Annotated in this window: 18 protein-coding genes and 1 pseudogene; 14 read left to right on the top strand and 5 right to left on the bottom strand. The window is 67.3% G+C overall.

Going from position 1 to position 19,967, the window contains the following annotated elements; genetic code table 11:
- The 13 genes and pseudogenes from Q0672_RS22865 to Q0672_RS22805 all read left to right on the top strand — a co-directional run.
- A pseudogene (locus Q0672_RS22865) lies at nt 1-341 on the top strand (type VI secretion system ATPase TssH); the annotation flags it as partial.
- Nucleotides 342-485: 144 nt separating this feature from the next.
- Nucleotides 486-1,118, top strand: a complete 633-nt coding sequence (locus Q0672_RS22860) for a hypothetical protein (protein ID WP_153161317.1) — start codon at nt 486-488, stop codon at nt 1,116-1,118.
- 125 nt (nt 1,119-1,243) lie between these two features.
- Entirely contained in the window at nt 1,244-1,726 is a 483-nt protein-coding gene (locus Q0672_RS22855; RefSeq protein WP_298626441.1) for an OmpA family protein, read from the top strand.
- A gap of 97 nt (nt 1,727-1,823) precedes the next feature.
- Nucleotides 1,824-3,236 carry a PLP-dependent aminotransferase family protein gene (locus Q0672_RS22850; RefSeq protein ID WP_298626438.1) on the top strand — a complete coding sequence of 471 codons (1,413 nt, stop codon included), beginning with the start codon at nt 1,824-1,826 and terminating at the stop codon, nt 3,234-3,236.
- Nucleotides 3,237-3,339: 103 nt separating this feature from the next.
- Entirely contained in the window at nt 3,340-4,710 is a 1,371-nt protein-coding gene (ccoG, locus tag Q0672_RS22845) for a cytochrome c oxidase accessory protein CcoG (RefSeq protein WP_298626436.1), read from the top strand.
- 9 nt (nt 4,711-4,719) lie between these two features.
- On the top strand, nt 4,720-6,375 hold the full coding sequence (locus tag Q0672_RS22840; RefSeq protein ID WP_298626433.1) for a nitrite/sulfite reductase: 1,656 nt from the start codon (nt 4,720-4,722) through the stop codon (nt 6,373-6,375).
- Nucleotides 6,359-6,787, top strand: a complete 429-nt coding sequence (locus Q0672_RS22835; RefSeq protein WP_298626430.1) for a DUF934 domain-containing protein — start codon at nt 6,359-6,361, stop codon at nt 6,785-6,787. The genes Q0672_RS22840 and Q0672_RS22835 overlap by 17 nt, the downstream gene beginning before the upstream one ends.
- A 136-nt stretch (nt 6,788-6,923) precedes the next feature.
- The gene (locus Q0672_RS22830; protein WP_298626427.1) at nt 6,924-7,811 is read left to right on the top strand and encodes a transglycosylase SLT domain-containing protein; all 888 of its coding nucleotides are present in this window, start codon (nt 6,924-6,926) and stop codon (nt 7,809-7,811) included.
- Between the two features lie 437 nt (nt 7,812-8,248).
- Nucleotides 8,249-9,679: an aldehyde dehydrogenase family protein gene (locus Q0672_RS22825; protein ID WP_298626424.1), complete on the top strand. Its 1,431-nt coding sequence runs from the start codon at nt 8,249-8,251 to the stop codon at nt 9,677-9,679.
- A 15-nt stretch (nt 9,680-9,694) separates the two neighbouring features.
- Complete coding sequence (locus Q0672_RS22820; RefSeq protein WP_298626421.1) at nt 9,695-10,423, top strand: GDSL-type esterase/lipase family protein; 729 nt, start codon at nt 9,695-9,697, stop codon at nt 10,421-10,423.
- Nucleotides 10,420-11,493 carry an acyltransferase gene (locus Q0672_RS22815; protein ID WP_298626418.1) on the top strand — a complete coding sequence of 358 codons (1,074 nt, stop codon included), beginning with the start codon at nt 10,420-10,422 and terminating at the stop codon, nt 11,491-11,493. Before Q0672_RS22820 ends, Q0672_RS22815 begins: the two co-directional genes overlap by 4 nt.
- Nucleotides 11,494-11,508: 15 nt before the next feature.
- Nucleotides 11,509-11,949 carry a potassium channel family protein gene (locus tag Q0672_RS22810; protein ID WP_298626415.1) on the top strand — a complete coding sequence of 147 codons (441 nt, stop codon included), beginning with the start codon at nt 11,509-11,511 and terminating at the stop codon, nt 11,947-11,949.
- Nucleotides 11,950-12,173: 224 nt separating this feature from the next.
- A complete protein-coding gene (locus tag Q0672_RS22805; RefSeq protein ID WP_298626412.1) occupies nt 12,174-13,430 on the top strand; it encodes an HD domain-containing phosphohydrolase in 1,257 nt (418 codons plus the stop codon).
- Between the two features lie 179 nt (nt 13,431-13,609).
- Here Q0672_RS22805 and Q0672_RS22800 read toward each other — a convergent pair whose 3' ends face one another.
- Nucleotides 13,610-14,629 (bottom strand): ParA family protein, encoded by a 1,020-nt coding sequence (locus Q0672_RS22800; protein WP_298626407.1) that lies wholly within the window; start codon nt 14,627-14,629, stop codon nt 13,610-13,612.
- Nucleotides 14,630-15,255: 626 nt separating this feature from the next.
- On the opposite strand from Q0672_RS22800, the gene Q0672_RS22795 reads away from it, so the two are divergent.
- Complete coding sequence (locus tag Q0672_RS22795; protein ID WP_298626404.1) at nt 15,256-15,735, top strand: cupin domain-containing protein; 480 nt, start codon at nt 15,256-15,258, stop codon at nt 15,733-15,735.
- Nucleotides 15,736-15,868: 133 nt separating this feature from the next.
- Here Q0672_RS22795 and Q0672_RS22790 read toward each other — a convergent pair whose 3' ends face one another.
- The 4 genes from Q0672_RS22790 to Q0672_RS22775 form a co-directional block, all read right to left on the bottom strand.
- Nucleotides 15,869-17,572 carry a cation:proton antiporter gene (locus tag Q0672_RS22790; RefSeq protein ID WP_298626401.1) on the bottom strand — a complete coding sequence of 568 codons (1,704 nt, stop codon included), beginning with the start codon at nt 17,570-17,572 and terminating at the stop codon, nt 15,869-15,871.
- A 352-nt stretch (nt 17,573-17,924) separates the two neighbouring features.
- Nucleotides 17,925-18,398 carry a MarR family winged helix-turn-helix transcriptional regulator gene (locus Q0672_RS22785; protein WP_298626398.1) on the bottom strand — a complete coding sequence of 158 codons (474 nt, stop codon included), beginning with the start codon at nt 18,396-18,398 and terminating at the stop codon, nt 17,925-17,927.
- Nucleotides 18,399-18,508: 110 nt separating this feature from the next.
- Nucleotides 18,509-19,108 carry a hemerythrin domain-containing protein gene (locus Q0672_RS22780; RefSeq protein WP_298626395.1) on the bottom strand — a complete coding sequence of 200 codons (600 nt, stop codon included), beginning with the start codon at nt 19,106-19,108 and terminating at the stop codon, nt 18,509-18,511.
- Nucleotides 19,109-19,130: 22 nt separating this feature from the next.
- On the bottom strand, nt 19,131-19,892 hold the full coding sequence (locus tag Q0672_RS22775) for an ABC transporter ATP-binding protein (RefSeq protein WP_298626392.1): 762 nt from the start codon (nt 19,890-19,892) through the stop codon (nt 19,131-19,133).
- Nucleotides 19,893-19,967: the final 75 nt, after the last annotated feature.

Here is a 19,967-nt window from a genome sequence, read left to right as displayed (position 1 = left end):
AGACCTACTTCCGGCCGGAGTTCATCAACCGGATCGACGAGGTGGTGGTCTTCCATGCGCTCGACGAGAAGCACATCGCATCCATCGCCCGCATCCAGCTGGCCTATCTCGAGAAGCGCCTGGCGCGGCTCGACATGCACCTGGACGTGAGCGACGCGGCGCTGATGGAACTCGCCAGCGCCGGCTTCGACCCGGTGTTCGGCGCCCGGCCGCTCAAGCGGGCGATCCAGGAGCACATCGAGAACCCGCTCGCCAAGCGCATCCTCGAAGGGCAGTTCGCCGCCAAGGACACCATCAAGGTGGATTGCACCGACCGGAAGATCACTTTCGTGAAGGCATGATGACCGTCTGACCGTGTTTGCCCGGAAGGCCCGCAGCGATGCGGGCCTTCTGCTTTGGTGGCCAGCAAGCTGAATGCCGATTGACTTTCAATATCGCTGAAATTATATTCAGATAAAATCAATACAACTGTTCTGGATATCTTCATGCCTGTCGTCGTCCAGCGCCTGATCGCGCTGCTGTTGTGTTTTGCCCAACTGGGCTGCGTCACCTCGTACTGGATGCGGGACAAATACTCCAAGGACACCATCCGGAGCTTCACGGTCACCGGCGATGGCAGCGAGTTGGTCGTGCTGGGCGACAAGTACCACTATTTCTTTCCGTCGTCCGCTCCGCTCCTGAAGGTTCTGACCTGGGAAAGGCGGGCGGTGCTGGAGGCGGACCTCGACCATTCATTCTCTGCCGACCGGGACAAGGTCAAAGGGACGCTCTATCTGTCGGCCAGGATCGCCAGACTCGACGACGCGCAGCGGGCGTTCCTGCTTCAGGCGGGCTTCAGGGAGTCGGAATCCTCCCGAACGACGCTGTACAAACGCTTTGATCTGGAAGGCCGTCGCTACAGTGCGGCGGGTGTGCATGTGCCTGACGACATCGCTTTCGCGCATCCCTACGAGGTGTACGTCCTGGAGGTCACGCCGCCGGAAATGTTTGCCGCCAAGCTTCTGGCGACGCCGGTCACCGTGGCAGCCGACGGCGCGCTGATCGTCGGCGGCGTCGCCCTGGTGTTAGTCGTCGGTACAGCGGCGATGCTCGTGAGCGGTAGCAAGGCACTTAGATGACGCACTAGGCGCCCTCTGCATGACACCCTATTTAACTTTTTCCGCATGCTGCAGGTGAGGCGGGCACCGATAAGCCTATATACTTGCAAGGTTTGATTTAAACCATCATTTGGAAAGGACTTTTCATGCAGGAAGACGACGACAACCAGAACCTCGTGCTCGGCATCCTCTTTGGCGTCATTGCGCTGGTCATCGGCTTGGTGATCGGTCTTGCCTCCTACGTCACCGGCCAGACCCGTGAAGCCGCACCGGCTGCCGTGGCCGCCGTCGAGGCCCCCGAGATCGCCGAAGTGGGCGAGCCCCTGATCAAGCTGTACTTCGATTCCGGCAAGGCCGATCTGCCCGCCAACGCCGCCGAGGAAGTCGCCAAGGTCGTCGCCAAGCTGCAGGAAGAACCCGCCAAGCTGGTGCTGATCTCCGGCTACCACGACGAAACCGGTGGTGCCGCCGTCAACGCCGAAGTCGCCAAGGCCCGCGCCCTGGCCGTCAAGGACGTTCTGATCGCCGCCGGCATCCCCGCCGACAAGGTGAACCTGCGCAAGCCGGCCATCACCCTGGGTGGTGGCGAGGCCGCCGAAGCGCGTCGCGTGGAAGTGCGCGTGCAGTAATCGCCGCACCGCGCAGCCAGAAGAAAGCCGGGTCCGCCCGGCTTTTTTTCGTTCACGGCCGGGGCAGATCGACGCCGGGCTCGGCTACCATCCGCCCATGATCCGCTACCAGACCCTCGCCGAGCAGACCGGGCAACTGATCGAGAGCGGCGTGCTGCGCCCGGGCGAGCGCCTGCCCTCGGTGCGCCAGGCCTGCCGCATCCACGACGTGAGCCCGATCACCGTCACCCAGGCCTATGCGCTGCTGGAGAGCCGCGGGCTCGTCGAGGCGCGGCCGCGCTCCGGCTACTTCGTGCGTGTGCGGCGGGCCCAGCGCCTGCCCGAGCCGGCGATGAGCCGCCCGCAGCCGGATTTCACCGAGCTGCAGGTGAGCGACTTCATCTTCCAGATCCTCGACAGCGTGAAGGACCCGGCGGTGGTGCCGCTGGGTTCGAGCTTTCCGGCGCCCGAGTTGTTTCCCCTCGACCGGCTGGGCCGCTGCCTCGCCCACGCGGCACGGCACCTGGACCCGCGCGCTACCATCACCGACCTGCCGCCGGGCAACGAGGAACTGCGCCGCCAGCTCGCGCTGCGCTATCTCGGCCACGGCGCCCAGGTGTCGCCGCGGGAGATCGTCATCACCTCCGGCGCGATGGAAGGCCTCAACCTGTGCCTGCAGGCGGTGACGCGCCCGGGCGACCTGATCGCGGTCGAATCGCCCACCTTCTACGCCGGCCTCCAGGCGGCCGAGCGGCGCGGGCTGCGGGTGGCGGAGATCCCGTCGCACCCGCGGGAAGGCGTCAGCATCGAGGCGCTGGCCGAGTTGCTGCGTCACCACCGGGTGAGCGCCTGCCTGTTCATGCTCAACTTCGCCAACCCCACCGGGGCGCGGATGCCCGATGCGCGGCGGCGCGAGCTGGTGCAGCTCCTCACCCGCCACCAGGTGCCGCTGATCGAGGACGACGTGTACGCCGAGCTGTACTTCGGCGACACCGCGCCGCAGTGCTCGAAGGCCGTGGACCCGGCTGGCATCGTGATGCACGTGTCGTCCTTCTCGAAGTGCCTCGCGCCGGGTTACCGGATCGGCTGGGTGGCGGCCGGGCGCTACGCCGACGCCGTCCAGCGCCAGAAGCTCGCGACCAGCATCGCCACCACCGTGCCGGTGCAGATCGCGCTGGCGGATTACCTCAAGCAGGGCGGCTTCGACAAACACCTGCGCGGCCTGCGCCAGCGCCTCGCGGCCCAGGAGGCGGCGCTGGTGGCGGCGGTGGAGGCGCACTTCCCCGACGGCACGCGCCTCGCCCGGCCGGACGGCGGCTACTTCCTTTGGCTGGAGCTGCCGCCGCAGGTGGATGCCCTGCGCCTGCACCAGGCCGCGCTGGCGGCGGGGATCAGCCTCGCGCCCGGGCCGATCTTCTCGGCCACGCGGGAGTTCGGCCACTGCATCCGCCTCAACTTTGGCCACCCCGATCCGGCGCGCCAGCTGCCGGCGGTGGAAACCCTCGGCAAGCTGGTGGCGGCCCAGCTGTAGCGCATCTGTGCCTATTGTTTTTCTGATTTTCTGAATCTGTGCCTATCCGGCCCCGGGTGGTCTACTTCGCCCATCGGGGATTCGCCCCGCCCGGAGGCACACAATGCACGGCAAGGCCCAGACAGCGCGGGTGACGCTGTACCGCAACAAGGGAAAGATCCACGCCCGCTCCACCCGCGGACGTTTCAACAGCCTGCGCTGGGCCATGGTGTGGCTCACCCAGCTGGTGTTCTACGGCGCCTGCTGGCTGGGCTGGACCGACGATGGCGGCGCCACGCGGCAGGCGCTGCTGTTCGACATCGCTCACGAGAAGTTCTACCTCTTCGGCCTCGTGCTGTGGCCCCAGGACGCGCTGCTCTTGGCGATCGTGCTGATCCTCGCCGCCACCGGGCTGTTCCTCGTCACCGCGGTGGCGGGCCGGCTGTTCTGCGGCTTCGCGTGCCCGCAAACGGTTTACACCTCGATCTTCATGTGGATCGAGGAGAAGGTTGAAGGCGACCACCTGGCCCGCCTGCGCCTCGAGGCTGCCCCCTGGGGCGTCCGCAAGTTCGCCCTGCGAGCCACCAAGCACGGGCTGTGGCTGGCGCTGGCGGCGTGGTCGGGGATCACCTTCGTCGGCTACTTCACGCCGATCCGCGAGCTCCTCCCCGCCGTGGCCGGCTGGCAGCTGGGGCCGTGGGAAGGCTTCTGGGTCGTCTTCTACGGGCTCTTCATGTACCTGCAGGCCGGCTTCGCCCGCGAGGCGGTGTGCCAGCACATGTGCCCGTACTCGCGCTTCCAGGGCGTGATGTTCGACCCGACGACCCGCACGGTCGCCTACGACACCCCCCGCGGCGAACCGCGCCGGGCAAAGGGCGGCGCCGGCGCCGGCGACTGCGTGGATTGCGGCATCTGCGTGCAGGTGTGTCCCACCGGCATCGACATCCGCGACGGCCTGCAATACCAGTGCATCAACTGCGGCCTGTGCGCCGACGCCTGCGACACGGTGATGGGGCGCATCGGCAAACCCGCCGGGTTGATCCGCTTCGCCTCCGAGCTTGAACTGGCCGGCAAGCCGGCGTCCGCCCGGCCGCGGCTGGCGGTGTATGGCGGGCTGCTGGCGGTGTTCGTCGGGCTGGGCGCGTGGACGCTGGCCGACCGCTCGCTGCTGCTAGTCGACGTGCTGCGCGACCGGGGCAGCCTGGCGCGGGAAGCCGCCGATGGCCGCATCGAGAACGCCTACACCCTCAAGATCATGAACCTCGCCGAAGCCCCGCGGGATTTCCGCGTCGCGGTGAGCGGCATTGACGGCGCCGAGATCGTCGGCCCGGCGCGCTTTGCCGGCGTGCCCGGCGGCATCCGCACGGTGCAGCTCACGGTGGCCGTGCCGGCGGGCGAGGGTGGAGCGACCGTACGCCCGATCGCCTTCGAGATCGCCGCCGAACAGGACGCCGCCACCCGCGTCGTCGAAAAGAGCACCTTCGTCCTTCCCTGACAGCACCCCATGTACCAATACGACCACACCGACCAGCGGCTGGTGGATGACCGCGTCGCCCGCTTCCGCGACCAGATGCAGCGCTTCCTCGACGGCCGGCTGGGCGAGGACGAGTTCCGCCCGCTGCGCCTCCAGAACGGCCTCTACATCCAGCGCCACGCGCCCATGCTGCGGGTCGCGATCCCCTACGGCACGCTGGCGGCGCGGCAGCTGCGCCAGCTCGCCCACATTGCCCGCCACCACGACCGGGGCTACGGCCACTTCACCACCCGCAGCAACATCCAGTTCAACTGGGTGCGGCTGGAGGACGCGCCGGAGATCCTCGCCGGGCTCGCCACCGTGCAGATGCACGCCATCCAGACCTCCGGCAACTGCATCCGCAACATCACCACCGACCCCTTCGCCGGCGTGGCGGCCGACGAGCTGTTCGACCCGCGCCCGGCCTGCGAGATCGTCCGCCAGTGGTCCGCGCTGGCGCCGGAGTTCCAGTTTCTCCCGCGCAAGTTCAAGATCGCCTTCGCCGGTGGCGCCGAAGACCGCGCCGCGCTGCGCTTCCACGACATCGGCGCCGCCGCGCGCATCGGCGACGATGGCCAGCGGGGCTTCGAAGTCTTCGTCGGCGGCGGCCTCGGGCGCACGCCGATGGTCGGCCACAGCCTCAAGGCCTTCCTGCCCCAGGCGGAGCTCCTCAACTACTTCGAGGCCATCCTGCGCGTGTATAACCGCCACGGCCGGCGCGACAACAAGTACAAGGCGCGCATCAAGATTCTGGTGAAAGACCTGACCCTCGACGGCTTTGCCGCCGAGGTGGAGGACGAATGGGCGTGGAGCCGCGGCGGCCCCAACACCATCGACGCCGCCCACTTTGCGCGGATGGAAGCCTTCTTCGCCGGCCCGGCCGATGCGCCCGAGCCGCCCGCCGAGATGCCCGACCAGCCCGTCGCCTACACCCGCTGGCTGGCCCGCAACGTCGCTGCCCACCGCCAGCCCGGCCGCGCCATCGTCACCCTGTCGCTCAAGGCCCCCGGGCAGGCGCCGGGCGACGCCACCGCCGACCAGATGGACGGCATCGCTGATCTGGCCGAGCGCTACAGCCACGGCGAGATCCGCGTGAGCCACGAGCAGAACCTCGTGCTGCCCCACGTGGCCCGGGGCGACCTGCCGGCGGTGTGGGCCGCCGCCCGTGCCCTGGGCCTCGCCACGCCCACCATCGGCCTGCTGCCCGATCTGGTGTGCTGCCCCGGCGGCGATTTCTGCTCCCTCGCCAACGCCCGCTCGCTGCCCGTCGCTGCGGCCATCCAGCAGCGCTTCGACGACCTCGACTATCTCTTCGACCTCGGCCCGCTGGAGCTCAACCTGTCCGGCTGCGTCAATGCCTGCGGCCACCACCACATCGGCCACATCGGCATCCTCGGCGTCGATAAGAACAACCAGGAGTGGTTCCAGATCACCATCGGCGGACGCGAAGGCACACAGGCCGCGCTGGGCAAGGTGATCGGCCCCAGCTTCGCCGCCGACCAGGTGCCCGACGTGATCGCCCGCCTGCTCGAAACCTACGTCGCCCGTCGGCTGGAGGGCGAGCCCTTCATCGACGCGGTGGAGCGCCTCGGCCTCGACCCCTTCCGTCAGGCGGTTTATGGAGACAGCCATGCCCCACGTCATTAAGCACGGCCTGCTCGTCGCCGACGACTGGACGCTCGTCACCAGCGCCCCCGCCAACCCGGCGCGGGCGATCCTCCCCCTCGCCGACTGGCTCGCCCGCCCCGATCACCCGGCGGTGTGGCTCGCGCCGGACGAAACCCCGGACGCGCTGCTGCCGCATCTGGATCGCCTCGCGCTCGTCGCCATCCACTTTCCGGTATTCACCGACGGCCGCGGCTATTCCCTGGCCCGCCTGCTGCGCCAGCGCCACGGCTACCGGGGCGAGCTCCGCGCGGTGGGCGACGTGCTGCGGGATCAGCTCTACTTTCTGCACGCCTGCGGCTTCGACGCCTTCAGCCTGCGCGCCGACCAGTCGCCGGCCGAAGCGGTGGACGCCCTGGCCGACTACCGCTGGCAGCCCCTCGGGCAGCGCTGAAACCGCCGGATTTGTGAATTTCATCGCAATCGCCGGTCATTAACGCGGCTTTCCGGGCGGCATGCCCAAGTTGGTCACGGCGGTGCAGCATTGCCGGCGGCATCATGCGCGCACCGTTTCAACTCACCGCCTGCCGATGTCCGCTGCCCGCCTTGCCCGCTTCGCCTTGTCTGCCTTGTTCAGCCTCGCCGCCTTTGGCGCGTCGGCGGCCGTGCAGGACGAGGCCCCCGAGTGGAGCGACGAGCCGCCGGCCCTCGCCCGGCTGCTGGAGAGCGGCTTCAAGGCCGAGAGCCTGCGCCAGCCCGGCGTGGCCGCCGCCCACTACTGCGCCGCCGCCCGCGACGGCAGCGTCGAGGGCCAGTACCGCCTCGGCCGGCTCTACCTGATGGGGCAGGGCGTCGCCCGCGACAACCAGATCGCCGCCACGCTGCTCTCCATCGCCGCCCAGCGCGGCCACGAGAAGGCCCGCAGCCTGGTGGTGCCGCTGCCCGGCGCCGAACGCCTGCCCGACTGCCTCGTCACCGGCGCGTCGCCAGCGGTGATGATGGCCGCCGTCGCCGCCGACGAAGTGGTGCCCCAGGAAGTGGTCGATCGCTTCGTGAAGGCGCTGCCCGCCGACAAGCGCCGCCACGCCCAGCTGATCCAGAAGCTCGCCCCGCGCTTCAAGGTGGACCCGCGCCTCGCGCTGGCCATCGTGCGCACCGAATCCAACTTCGACGCCGCCGCCCGCTCGCCCAAGAACGCCCTGGGCCTGATGCAACTCATCCCCGACACCGCCGAACGCTTCGGCGTGCGCGACGCCCTCGACCCGGAGCAGAACGTCCGCGGCGGCCTCGCCTACCTGCGCGTGCTGCTGTCCCAGTTCAAGGGCGACGTGGCCCTTGCCGCCGCCGCCTACAACGCCGGCGAAGGCAACGTGATGCGCTACAAGGGCGTGCCCCCGTTTGCCGAAACCCAGGAATACGTCCGCCGCATCCTCGCCTTCTACCGCGCCCCGCGCCACGCCGAAACCCTGCGCGGTTGATCGATATACACGGGGTGTTGGTCATCAACGCACGGGTGTAGAACGAATATCAGCCCCTGTAGATCATCAACAGGGGCGCGTTGATGATCTACACCTGAGCGTAGATCAATGTTCACGGGGTGTATTCGATCTACACCCTCGTGTATTCGATATCGCACGCCCTGTAGAGCATGTTCACGAGGGTGTTGAAGGAATACGGGGGCTGCATGAACGATCGCGGCTCGCGTAGATCGGGTTAGCGCAGCGCAACCCGACGTCAATGCCGGTTGCCTCGTCCGATCGCGCTCGACGATCCGCCGGGCTGTCGGGATACGCTGCGCTATCCCGACCTACGTCTGCTACGCCAACCGACCTGCCTCTGCGGAGCTCCCGCCCTTCCCATGCCGGCCAGTCCCGGCTAAGTTATGCCCCTCGAAAGAACAACAGCAGGGGACAGCATGCATCAGCAGCAGTTTTACATTGGCGGCCAGTGGGTCGAACCTTCCTCCGCCGCCCGGCGCGAGGTCATCAACCCGGCCACCGAAGCGCCGGTGGGCGTGATCGCCATGGGCGCGGCGGCCGACGTGGATCGCGCGGTGGCGGCGGCGAAGGCGGCTTTCCCGGCCTTCTCGGCCACCACCCGCGAGGAGCGGCTGGATCTCATCGCGCGCATCGGCGTGGCCTACAAGAAGCGTTTCGACGACATGGCGAAGGCCATCAGCGCCGAGATGGGCGCGCCCTTCAAGATGCTGGCCAGCGGCGCCCAGGCGGCGTCGGGCCTCGGGCACTTCCGGGCGGTGGCGGCGGCGCTGAAGGACATGGAGTTCGAGCGCCTGCAGGGCACCACGCTGATCGTGAAGGAAGCCGCCGGCGTGTGCGCCCTCATCACCCCCTGGAACTGGCCGGCCAACCAGATGGCCTGCAAGATCGCCCCGGCGCTGGCGGCGGGCTGCACCATGGTGCTCAAACCCAGCGAGCTGGCGCCCCTGTCTGCCGTGGTGCTGGCCGAGATCCTCGACGACGCGGGCCTGCCGCCGGGCGTGTTCAACCTGGTGCAGGGCGACGGGGAAGGCGTGGGCGCGCCGCTCACGGCCCATCCGGACGTGGACATGGTGTCTTTCACCGGCTCCACCCGCGCCGGCAAGCTGGTGATGAAGACCGCCGCCGATACCGTGAAGAAGGTGGCGCTGGAACTCGGCGGCAAGTCCGCCAACATCCTGCTGGACGACGCGGATTTCCCCCGCGCGGTGAAGCAGGGCGTGCTGACCCTGATGCTCAACAGCGGCCAGAACTGCAACGCCCCCTCGCGCCTGCTGGTGCCGGCCGATCGGTTGGAGGAAGTCGAGGCCATCGCCGCGGCGACCCTCGGCAAGCTGGTGGTGGGTGATCCGCAGGACGACACGACCACCCTCGGCCCGGTGGCCAACGGCGCCCAGTTCGCCCGGGTGCAGCAGATGATCGAGAGCGGCATCGCCGAGGGCGCGAAGCTCATTGCCGGCGGGCCGGGGCGGCCGGAAGGCATCGCCCGAGGTTATTTCGTGCGGCCGACGATCTTCAGCCGCGTCACGCCGGCGATGACCATCGCCCGGGAGGAGATCTTCGGCCCGGTGCTGTCGATCATCGCCTACCAGGACGAAGACGACGCGGTGCGCATCGCCAACGACACGCCCTATGGGCTGTCGGGCTACGTGTCGTCGTCGGATCTCGCCCGCGCCCGCCGTGTGGCCCGGCGCCTGCGCACCGGCAACGTGCATCTCAACGGCGCGCCGGTGGATACCACCGCGCCCTTCGGCGGCTACAAGCAGTCGGGCCTCGGGCGGGAATGGGGCGCCTGGGGCATCGAGGAATACCTCGAGACCAAGGCGATCATCGGCCATGGCGCCGACTGAGCTTCGGGGCGCGGCATGAGGCTGGCCGCGATTCTGGCAGGCGCGGTGCTGGCGGCGGGCTTCCTCGCCGCCGATCCGGCCCGTTATTTCTCGCTGGCGGATCGGGTGGCCTGGCGGCTGGGCACCCCGGCCCCGGGCCAGACCCGGCTCGAAGACACCCTGCACACCCTTTACCGGCGCGGCGATGCGCTGATCGGCAGCGACGCCACGCTGCTCCTGGGGGACAGCCATCTCCACGGCTTTCCCACCTCACTGCTGCCGGGGTCGGTGAACTTCTCCATCGGCGGCGAGACGGCCGCCCATCTGGCCGAGCGGGTGGCCGACTACACCGCGCCGCTCCGGGTGCGGCAGGTGGTGCTGCTCACCGGGCGCAACGATCTGGCCCAGGGGCGGGCGCCGGAGGCGGTGGCGGAGTCGGTCGGGCGGATTCTCGGTTACATCCCGCAACGGACTGTCGTAGTGCTATTGGGTATTCCTACCGTGCGTTCGGGCGGCAATGCCGTAAACTCCACCCGCGAAGCGAACCGCCTGCTGTTTGGCGTCTGCGCCGCGCGGCCCGGATGCCGCTTCGTGAGCACCGAAAGCCTCGCCGATGCCGGCGGTGCCCTGGACGCCCGCGTTGCCAGCGCCGACGGCGTGCATCTCAACCCCGCCGGCTATGCCGAGCTGGCCGCGCTGATCGCCGCGGCCACCCAAACCCCGCCTCAGAACCAGACCCTGTTGCCCCACCGTCCCACCCCATGAAGTCGTCGCAATCCCTCCGCTTCAACGAAATCGATTTCCTGCGCGGCATCGCCTGTCTGGCGGTGCTGGTGTTCCACTATTTCTCGCGGGCGCCCCGGGCCGGGTGGATGCAGGGCGTGGATTACCCGGCCATCGAGCTCATGGCCCGCTACGGCTACCTGGGGGTGCATCTGTTCTTCGTGATCAGCGGCTTCGTGATCCTCATGTCGGCCCACGACGCCACACCCCGGGCCTTCGTCGCGTCCCGCGTGGCGCGGCTCTACCCAACCCTGTGGGTGGGCGCCACGCTCACCGCCGGCACCGCCTGGCTGCTGGGCGAGGGGCAGTTCATGGTGTCGATGCGCGACTGGCTCATCAACCTCACCATGCTCGCCCACTGGTTCGACGCGCCCTACGTGGATGGGGCCTACTGGTCGCTGGGCTACGAGCTGCATTTCTACATCTTCGTATGGGTGGCCCTGCGCCTGGGGCTGATGAATCGCCTGCCGTGGCTGCTGGTGTGCTGGCTGGCGATCAGCGCCATCAACGCGGTCAAGCCCATGTGGCCGGTGCAGTTCTGGCTCAACGCCAAGTGGGCGCCGTTCTTCGTGGCGGGCGGGGTGTTCTACCTGATCCGCACCCAGGGCGAGACCCTCGGGCGCTACGCGCTGCTGGCCGCGTCCTTCGTGCTGGCGCTGATCTACGCGCTGGGCGACGCCGCCTCCCAGGGCACCGGCCCCGAGGCCGTGGCGCTGCGTCCGGTGGTGGTGGGCGCGGTGGTGACGGCAATCTTCGGCGTGTTCTGGATGATCGCCACCGGGCGCTTCACGATGCGCGCCTCGGCGATCACCTTCTACGCCGGCGCGCTCACCTATCCGGTGTATGTGATCCACCAGTTCTTCGGCGCGATGCTCTTCGAGCAGCTGCGCATGGCCCTTGGCAGCGTGCCGCTGGCGATGGCGCTGGTGGTCGCGGCGGTAGCGGTGCTGGCCTGGGCGATCCACGTGGGCGTCGAGCGCCCGCTGGGCAAGCGCCTGCGTCGCCTGCTCGACACCCCGCGGCTCGAAGCGCGGATGTCGTCGGTCGGCTGAACCCGGCCGCCCGCCATGCTCGTCGTCGCCCTCATCTGCCTCGTCCTGCTGGTGCTCACCACGGTGCTGCACTACGAGGTGCTGCGCTGGCTCTCCGCGGGTCTGCCGGCGTTGGGCATCCGGCCGCGGGCCAAGCTGGTGGTGGTGATCATCGCCGCCTTCCTCGCCCACGTGGCGGAGATCGGCCTTTACGCGCTGGCGATCGTGGTGCTGGTGCGCGTCGGCGGGCTTGGCACGCTGGGCGATCCGGCGCGCTTCGGTTTCGACGTGGCCCTGTATTTCTCGGCCGAGACCTTCACATCGCTTGGCTACGGCGACGTGGTGCCCAGCGGCGACATGCGCCTGCTGGCGGGCGCCGAGGCGCTCAATGGCCTGCTGCTCATCGGCTGGTCGGCGTCCTACGCCTACATCGCGATGGAGCGATTCTGGAACGGGGCATCCCGCGGCGGCGACTGACGAACGGGGCGGGCCTACCTCGCCACGCTGCGCTGAAATCCGTCTTCCCGCGCTGGGCAGGGGCACTCGATCCGGGTGCCCTTTTTTGTTCACGCTTGGCCTTGCTGCGCCAGATGGGGCGAGTCCGCGTGATGTGCGCTTGAGCGTCGTCTGGATAAACGACTTCAGTCTGGCGTCTGTCCGACGTTAAAGCACACATCCCTGTCACCCCGTGAAGCGCCCCCATGACCCTGTTCGCCGATCTGCGCCACGTCATCTATGCGCTTTCCGACGCCCTCGACCTGGTGGGCGTGGATGACGTTGCCCACGGCAAGCGGGTGGGCATCATGGCCGCCGAATGCGGGCGGGTGGCCGGCCTGCCAGAAACCGAAACCGCCTTCCTGCTCGATCTGGGAATGCTCCACGACATCGGCGTCTCCTCCACCCGCACCCACTGCCATCTGGTCGAGACGTTCGACTGGGATGGCTGCCAGGGGCACTGCGAGGTCGGCCACGCGCTGCTCAAGGGCTTCGGCCCCCTCGAAGCCATGGCCGAGCCGGTGCGCTACCACCACACCCGCTGGGACGCGCTGCCCACCAGCGACGTCGATCCCGACACCCTGCGCGCCGCCAATCTCATCTACCTGGTCGATCGCGTCGATGCGCTCGCCGCCAGCCACTACGCCGACAACTCGCTGCTGCTCTTCACCGACGATATCCGCGCCCGCATCGCCGAGCACGCCGGCACCTTCTTTTCGCCCGAGCTGGTCGAGCTCTTCCTCGACGCCTCCCACACCGAAGCCTTCTGGCTCGACCTCGAACCCCGCTCGATCCAGGCCCGGATGGTCGAATCCCTCGCCACCGCCCGCGACTACCCCGCCAACACCGACGAGCTCAAGCATCTGGCGGGCATCTTCGCCCGCATCGTCGACGCCAAGAGCCCCTTCACCGCCGAGCACTCCCTGGGCGTCGCCCGCCTCGCCCGCCACCTAGCCGAGCGCCTCGGCGTATCGCCCGACAACTGCGACAAGCTAGAGATCGCCGGCATGCTCCACGACCTGGGCAAGCTGCGCATCCCCGACGAGATCCTCGACAAACCCGGCCGCCTCGACGCCGCCGAGCGCAAGATCATCAACACCCACAGCTACGAAACCTTCCAGATCCTCCACGGCATCCGCGGCTTCGACGAGATCACCCGCTGGGCCGCCTACCACCACGAAGAGCCCGACGGCAGCGGCTATCCCTTCCACCTCACCGCCGCCGAGATGCCCTTCGAAGCCGCCATCCTGCGCGTCGCTGACATCTTCCAGGCCATGGTCCAGGAGCGCCCCTACCGGCAGGGCCTCGGCGACACCGAAGTGAGCAACTTCATCCGCCGCATGGCCGACGACGGCCGCATCGACAGCCGGGTGGCGGAGGTGCTGCTGGAGGACGTGCCAGCGGCACGGCTGGCGGCGTGTCCGGCGTTGGAAGAGTTGCCGGAGGTGAGGATGGGGGCGTGAGGATATTGGCCCGCCGAACTGTTGTGTTTCAGGGAAGAAAGCTGTAGCAGGCAGAAAAGGAAAGCCGGCCTCGCGGCCGGCTATTGGGAAACAGTGCTCGATGGAGAAGGCCTGAGAGTGAGATGGATCCATCACTATCTGACCTACTACAACTTCAGCCAAATTTTTTTGGGTTTGACTCAGAGTTTTGAAACGATGTGGTCGATCGCATCTACGGCTTGATCGCGGTACTCAGGCTTTACCTGAACCCTGTGCCCACTTATTTGTAACTTGCCCGTCTGCATTACGGAGAACGGGCAGCCGCGTGCGAACGCAACAACGCCGGTAGTTCCGAAGTCTCGAATTTCGACGATTCCGTCCTCAGGCTTCGAGAAGGTGAAATGCTCCGGATAAGACTTAATAAGTGCCTGAAGATCGCTATCAATTCCCGAAAGGACGGCTGCGTACGCAGATGCCGAGCCCATGTACTGAGTGAGGCGGTTCTTCAGAATTAGATGAATCTTTGGCAATTTACGCTTCGCGTGATTCAGTTTAGTGGCAAAGGTGTATTTCGAGTAGACCTCGGATGGCAGTTTTACTCCGTACATCAACGAAAAAGCGTTTTGGATAGCTCGTCGGGATGAGTCGTCTGCCATTACTGGTAGTACTACATCGCTTGCCGTTGATAGAGCAATTTGCGTGTACATCGAGAAGCTCGGATTTGTGTCGATAAACACGAAGTCGTATTCGCTTTTTACTGAATCAACGAAGTCACGAAGCCAGTCGATTACTCCAAGCCAAGCATTAACGCCAGGCAGATCGGCGTTCGCCAAGGTATTCATTGCGATCGCTTGCAGCTCCAACAAGGGATCGCCGCAGACAAGATCTATCCTCTTGGGCAGCGCGGGGTTGTATGCGCTGGGCTTCGTAATGTAACTGGTAGCATCAATTGTAGGTGGTGAGAAAGGAGCGGGCAGTCGCGAATCAAAGTACCCACCGATACTGCATCTGGGGGTTAGTCCTTGCCGTTCGAGGAGCCGTTTAGACCCGCAATTGGATAGTCCGCCGAGCATCAACTCCGACAGGTTCGCTTGAGGGCACATGTCGATGACAAGAATTCGTGCATTAGGGTGTTTTTGTGCATACCGACAGACAACCTGGAATGTGAGACTCGTTTTCCCAGTTCCACCCTTGTTATTCCAGACCGCGTAAATCTTCATTGTTGCCTCCTGTGATGTTATTGATGGACATTGTACAGTCTCGGATGGACGCGTCAATGTCTTTTTTGGACATTTGTCGAGCTGGTGCCATGGAACGGTGAGGTAAGTCAAACAGTTGAGGTAGGCCGGTTTAGCGCAGCGCAACCCGACGCTGCTCGATCGATCTTGCGTAGGAGTGAGTTGGTAGTTGCCAGAGCTGGGCGTGATGGCGCATTAATCTGGTGTGCGGATGTCGGGTTACTACGCTGCACTAAACTGAATTCCCGGAGGGAAGCGAGCGACGCAAGCAGCCAAGACGGGTCCGAATCCATCGGCGGACCCGTGTCGGTGGCAAGTCCTTTGCCATCGCCTGTCTCCTGATCTCTCGTGCGCCCAGCCAATCCCGAAGGCTGTCCTCGCGCCCGTCGCAGCATGGCGCCTGAGTCTCTCGCGAGAGACTCGCAGGCAGGGCCGAATGCTCGCAAAGCTGCGACCGATGGATTCTTGGACGATCGGCCGGGTTGGGGGGCGGAGCGTATGGTGTGTTGAGGCCGGCCGCCGTTGGCGCCCCGTTCGCCCCGGGGCCTTGACCTGCCCGCCTGTACCCGGACACTCGGGCGCTCACTCATTTCGCAACAGGTGATCCCATGACCGAACCCACGCATCCCGTCGCTATCATCGCCGCCGAGGCCCCGCCGCGCGTCCGCCCGTCTATCTACCCCGAGCCCTTTGCGTCCCGCATGGCGGGGCGGGTGAAGCATCCGCTGGGCGATTTGTTCGGGCTGACCAACTTCGGGGTCAATCTCACCCGTCTGGCGCCGGGGGCGGTGTCGGCCCTGCGCCACTCGCACACCCGGCAGGACGAGTTCATCCTGGTGCTGGAAGGCAACCCGACGCTGGTCACTGATGCCGGCGAGACGCGGCTGGCGCCGGGCATGTGCGCCGGCTTCAAAGCCGGCACGGGCGACGCACACCAGCTGCGCAACGACGGCACGGATGAAGCGGTGTATCTGGAAGTGGGCGACCGCACGCCGGGCGACAGCGCGAGCTACCCGGACGAAGACCTGCAGGCCGTGATGGGCGAGGGCGGCTGGCGCTTCCTGCACAAGGACGGCAGTCCGTATTGAAAGGCGGGGTGGCGGCCGGGCTTGCCGATCACCGCACTCCCTGTAGGTCGGACTTCAGTCCGACAGCGTGGGTCGAGCAGGCAGGGTTTGTCGGACTGAAGTCCGACCTACAGGGCGGGGGGCGTCGGGGGCGTCAGCCCTCGCGCACCGCCAGCCGGCCGGAGATGTAGCGGGCCATGCCGCGGGCGAGTTCCTGTTCGCCCACGAAGACTTCGCCCATCTTGTCGCGCCGCAGCAGCTCGGCGCCGTCTTCGGTGTCGGCGCGGAGCACGGTTTCGATGTGCGGGTTGAGCTTGCGGGCGATATCCACCATCTGGCGGCTGGCGATGGGGTCGGGGATGGTGACCACCAGCATCGCCGCCTTGGTGATGTGGGCCTGGACCAGCACGATGGGGTCGGAGGCGTCGCCGCTCACCGCCGGCTTGCCGGAGCGGCGCACCGCCTCGACCACCTCGCGGTTGCTGTCGGCGATGATGTAGTGGATGTGGCGCTCTTCCAGCACCGACGCGATGTGCTTGCCGATGCGTCCGAAACCCACCACCACCACCTGCCCCGAGAGCAGCTTGCGGTCGGTGGTCATGGGCAGGGCGGCCAGCGGGTCGTCCCGCAGGTCGAGCCGACGCGCCCACGCCGAATGTGCCCGCGCCCACACCTGGGCGGGCTCGATGGCCGCAAACAGCGCGGCATTGAGGGCGATGGTGATGATGGCCCCGGCGAGGATCAGGTTCTGCCCCTCGGCGCTCATCAGCCCCAGGGCCTGCCCGAGCCCGGCCAGGATGAACGAGAACTCACCGATCTGCGCAAGGCTCGCGCCCACCGTGAGGGCCGTGTTGAGGGGGTAGCGGAAGGCCAGCACCAGCGCCACCGCGGCCAGGGTCTTGCCGATCAGGATGATCGCCACCACCACCAGCACCTTGAGGGGCGATTCCATCAGCACGGCCGGGTCGAACAGCATCCCCACCGACACGAAGAACAGCACCGAGAACGCATCGCGCAGCGGCAGCGAATCCTCGGCCGCCCGGTGGCTGAACTCCGACTCGCGCATCATCATCCCGGCAAAGAAGGCGCCGAGGGCAAAGGACACGTCAAAGAGCAGCGCCGACGCGTAGGCCACGCCCACCGCCGCGGCCACCACGCAGAGGGTGAACAGCTCCCGGGAGCCGGTCCTGGCCACCAGCCACAGCAGGCGCGGAAACGCCCGGCGCCCCACCACCAGCATGGTGGCGATGAAGGCCGCCACCTTGGCGAAGGTGATCCCCACCGTGAGGGCCAGGGTGGAGGCGTCGGCCGCCGGGGCTGCGTCGTTGCCACCCAGCAGCGGCGCGAGGGCCGGCAGCAGCACCAGCACCAGCACCATCGCCAGGTCTTCCACCACCAGCCAGCCCACCGCGATGCGCCCGTTGGTGGAGTCGAGGATGCCCTTGGATTCCAGCGCCCGCAGCAGCACCACCGTGCTCGCCACCGACAGCGCGAGGCCGAACACCACCGCCTCGCCCACCGGCCAGCCCCAGCTCACCGCCGCCGCCCCGCCCAGCACAGTGGCTGCCGCGATCTGCACCACGGCGCCGGGCGCGGCGATCTTGCGCACCGCCAGCAGATCATCCAGCGAGAAGTGCAGGCCGACGCCGAACATCAGCAGCATCACCCCGATTTCGGCCAGCTGGCCGGCCAGGGCCACGTCGGCCACGAAGCCGGGGGTGCCCGGCCCGATCATCACGCCGGCGAGCAGATAGCCGACCAGCGGCGGCACCCGCAGGCGGGAGGCGATGAGGCCGAGCAGCATGGCAAGGCCGAGACCGGCGGCGATGAGGGCGATCAGGGAGACGTTGTGAGGCATCGGAAGCGGGCGTTTGTGTGACGTTGTGGGCAGGTTGAGACTGTTCGACGCGAATCGCCGGGGTGGGTTCGCCTGCGCGGCAATTTTTCCGGGCATTGCCGGCGGATTTCGACGGCGGCGTGCCAGAGGCCGGTCTTTTAACTGGAAAATCCGCTGCTGAAAAGCGTTTCAGCGATTGCGGCGGCCGTGATGGCCGTGGGTAGCCCGGTCGGCGAGTTGTAGGCGGGGAGGCTTGGGATGCGCGGCCTGCCGGGCTGGTGCCGCGGCAGTGCCGGGGAGGAGGCAGGGAAGAGGCGGAAAACCGGGCCGCCAGCTGCGCTGCGGCATGTCGCCCGGGTGTTGCAGGTACCGCTCAGCCGTCGCTGAAGTTGTGGAACATCACCTGCAGGGTCTGGGTGAGCTTGGCGAGCTGGGTGTCGGTGAGGTTGGTGTAACCCTTCACGTAGATCTTCTTGGTGGCTTCCTGGATGCGGTCGGTGAGCGCCTCGCCCTTCGGGGTGACGAGCACGTCGGTGATGCGGGCGTCGTCGGCGTTGGTGCGGGTCTCGACGAGGCCTTCCTCGCGCATGCGCTGGACGATGCGGGTGAGCGTCGACAGCTTGATGATGGCGTGGGTGGCGAGCTCCGAGACGCTCACGGTGCCGTGCAGGCGCAGCATCAGCAGCACGCGCCGGGTGGGGATGTCGGTGCCGAGCTTCTTGAGGACTTTCTCCATTTCCAGCGAGTAGATCGCGTGGACGCGGGCGAGCCAGTAGAAGGGAAATTCCTCGTAGCTGAAGCTCGCGTTGTCGGGCAGGAAGCGGCTGCTTTTTTTGGTGGCGCTCATGGCTGGGCAAGGGAAAACTGTCTGCGCACCGGCCGGGCACGGCGCAAAAAAACCGGTGCGGAAGGATACATGAGGGCGATGACGTTCAGGAACCGGCGATGGCCGCCGGTTCAGTCGTCCCGGTAGGGCCCGGCGCCCAGGCCGATGGGCGCGGGCGCCGCGGCGACGAGCTTCGAGAAGATGCGTCGGAAGTCGTCGTCCGAGCCGGTGCTGCGGGTGCCGCCCATCGGATCGGGCGTGGCGGCGAAGCCGGCGTCGGCGGCGGCCCAGTCGTCGGCGGTGAAGTGCTTCTTCACCAGCGGCAGGATCTCGCGCTCTTCCAGCAGCATGTGGTTGCGGTAGAAGTCGGCGTAGGCGTCGAAGGCTGCCGAGAAGCGGGCAAAGCCGTCGGGCGCGCCGTCGGTGTAGCGGGTGAGGGCGGCCTGCAGGGTGGCGATGCGGGCCTCGGCCTGGGCGTGCTCGGCCTCCAGCCGCGCCAGCGCCGCGTCGCCTTCGGTGGTGCGGGCCTTGAGGGGCGCGAAGAGGAAGGCGTCTTCCTTGGGGTGGTGGCGCTTCTCGGGGTAGGCGTCGAGGTATCTCACCATTGCGGCGAAGAGCTTGAAGTCGGGCTGCAGCTTGCCGGCGCCGATCTCGTGGATCATCAGCCGGATGGCGTGGATGATCGCGGCGAGCGACTGGTGCTCGTCCATGATGATGCGCATCGCTTCCATCACGTGGTTTCCTTGGTGGGTTTCAGGTGGACAGCATGGCCTGGTGCTTGCCGCCCAGGCCCAGGTAGGCCTCGATGACCCGCGGGTCGTCGGCAAGCTGGGTGGCCGGGCCGTGCATGGCGATCTGGCCGGTTTCGAGCACGTAGGCGTAATCGGCCACCTGCAGGGCGGCGCGGGCGTTCTGTTCGACGAGCAGAATCGACACGCCGCGCCGGCGCAACTCGGTGACGATGCGGAAGATCTCGCGCACGATGAGCGGGGCGAGGCCGAGGCTCGGTTCGTCGAGCATCAGCAGCTTGGGCTTGGCCATCAGCGCGCGGCCCACGGCGAGCATCTGGCGCTCGCCGCCAGAGAGCGTGCCGGCCAGCTGGCTGCGGCGCTCCTTGAGACGCGGGAAGAGGTCGTAGATCTCGTCCAGCGTCTTCGGGTGGTCGCGGTGGCCCATGCGGTAGCGCTGGAAGGCGCCGAGGACGAGGTTGTCCTCGACGCTCATCTCGCCGAACAGCTCGCGCTTCTCGGGCACGAGGTTCATGCCCCGGGCGACGAGGCGCTCGACTTCCGGCACGGCCTCGATGCTGCCGTCGAAATGCACCGTGCCCTTCGAGCCGAGCACGCCCATGATGGCCGACAGCATGGTGGTCTTGCCGGCGCCGTTGGGGCCGATCACCGTGACGATCTGCCCTTCGCCCACGGTGAGGCTGGCGTTGGTAAGCGCCTCGACCTTGCCGTAGGAGACGCACAGGCGGTCGATCTGGAGTACGGGGTTCTTGGCTTGGTTGGTCATCACAGGCCTCCTGCCGGGCCGCCCCAAGGGAGGCCTGCGCCCCCTTTGGGGGGTGAGGAAGGGGTTTCGCAGCGC

It is taken from the genome of uncultured Zoogloea sp., assembly GCF_937894855.1.
GTDB lineage: Bacteria > Pseudomonadota > Gammaproteobacteria > Burkholderiales > Rhodocyclaceae > Zoogloea > Zoogloea oryzae.
This window is presented reverse-complemented; position numbering and strand designations above follow the sequence as displayed.

What these genes read in the sequence shown, in the direction of transcription:
- Q0672_RS22780 (WP_298626395.1), bottom strand. Translation starts at nt 19,108, where the DNA reads ATGGAAGCGATGCGCATCATCATGGACGAGCACCAGTCGCTCGCCGCG.
- Q0672_RS22800 (WP_298626407.1), bottom strand. Translation starts at nt 14,629, where the DNA reads ATGAAGATTTACGCGGTCTGGAATAACAAGGGTGGAACTGGGAAAACG.
- Q0672_RS22805 (WP_298626412.1), top strand. Translation starts at nt 12,174, where the DNA reads ATGACCCTGTTCGCCGATCTGCGCCACGTCATCTATGCGCTTTCCGAC.
- Q0672_RS22860 (WP_153161317.1), top strand. Translation starts at nt 486, where the DNA reads ATGCCTGTCGTCGTCCAGCGCCTGATCGCGCTGCTGTTGTGTTTTGCC.
- Q0672_RS22795 (WP_298626404.1), top strand. Translation starts at nt 15,256, where the DNA reads ATGACCGAACCCACGCATCCCGTCGCTATCATCGCCGCCGAGGCCCCG.
- Q0672_RS22855 (WP_298626441.1), top strand. Translation starts at nt 1,244, where the DNA reads ATGCAGGAAGACGACGACAACCAGAACCTCGTGCTCGGCATCCTCTTT.
- Q0672_RS22775 (WP_298626392.1), bottom strand. Translation starts at nt 19,892, where the DNA reads ATGACCAACCAAGCCAAGAACCCCGTACTCCAGATCGACCGCCTGTGC.
- Q0672_RS22785 (WP_298626398.1), bottom strand. Translation starts at nt 18,398, where the DNA reads ATGAGCGCCACCAAAAAAAGCAGCCGCTTCCTGCCCGACAACGCGAGC.
- Q0672_RS22835 (WP_298626430.1), top strand. Translation starts at nt 6,359, where the DNA reads ATGCCCCACGTCATTAAGCACGGCCTGCTCGTCGCCGACGACTGGACG.
- Q0672_RS22830 (WP_298626427.1), top strand. Translation starts at nt 6,924, where the DNA reads ATGTCCGCTGCCCGCCTTGCCCGCTTCGCCTTGTCTGCCTTGTTCAGC.
- Q0672_RS22840 (WP_298626433.1), top strand. Translation starts at nt 4,720, where the DNA reads ATGTACCAATACGACCACACCGACCAGCGGCTGGTGGATGACCGCGTC.
- Q0672_RS22825 (WP_298626424.1), top strand. Translation starts at nt 8,249, where the DNA reads ATGCATCAGCAGCAGTTTTACATTGGCGGCCAGTGGGTCGAACCTTCC.
- Q0672_RS22850 (WP_298626438.1), top strand. Translation starts at nt 1,824, where the DNA reads ATGATCCGCTACCAGACCCTCGCCGAGCAGACCGGGCAACTGATCGAG.
- Q0672_RS22815 (WP_298626418.1), top strand. Translation starts at nt 10,420, where the DNA reads ATGAAGTCGTCGCAATCCCTCCGCTTCAACGAAATCGATTTCCTGCGC.
- Q0672_RS22790 (WP_298626401.1), bottom strand. Translation starts at nt 17,572, where the DNA reads ATGCCTCACAACGTCTCCCTGATCGCCCTCATCGCCGCCGGTCTCGGC.
- Q0672_RS22820 (WP_298626421.1), top strand. Translation starts at nt 9,695, where the DNA reads ATGAGGCTGGCCGCGATTCTGGCAGGCGCGGTGCTGGCGGCGGGCTTC.
- ccoG (WP_298626436.1), top strand. Translation starts at nt 3,340, where the DNA reads ATGCACGGCAAGGCCCAGACAGCGCGGGTGACGCTGTACCGCAACAAG.
- Q0672_RS22810 (WP_298626415.1), top strand. Translation starts at nt 11,509, where the DNA reads ATGCTCGTCGTCGCCCTCATCTGCCTCGTCCTGCTGGTGCTCACCACG.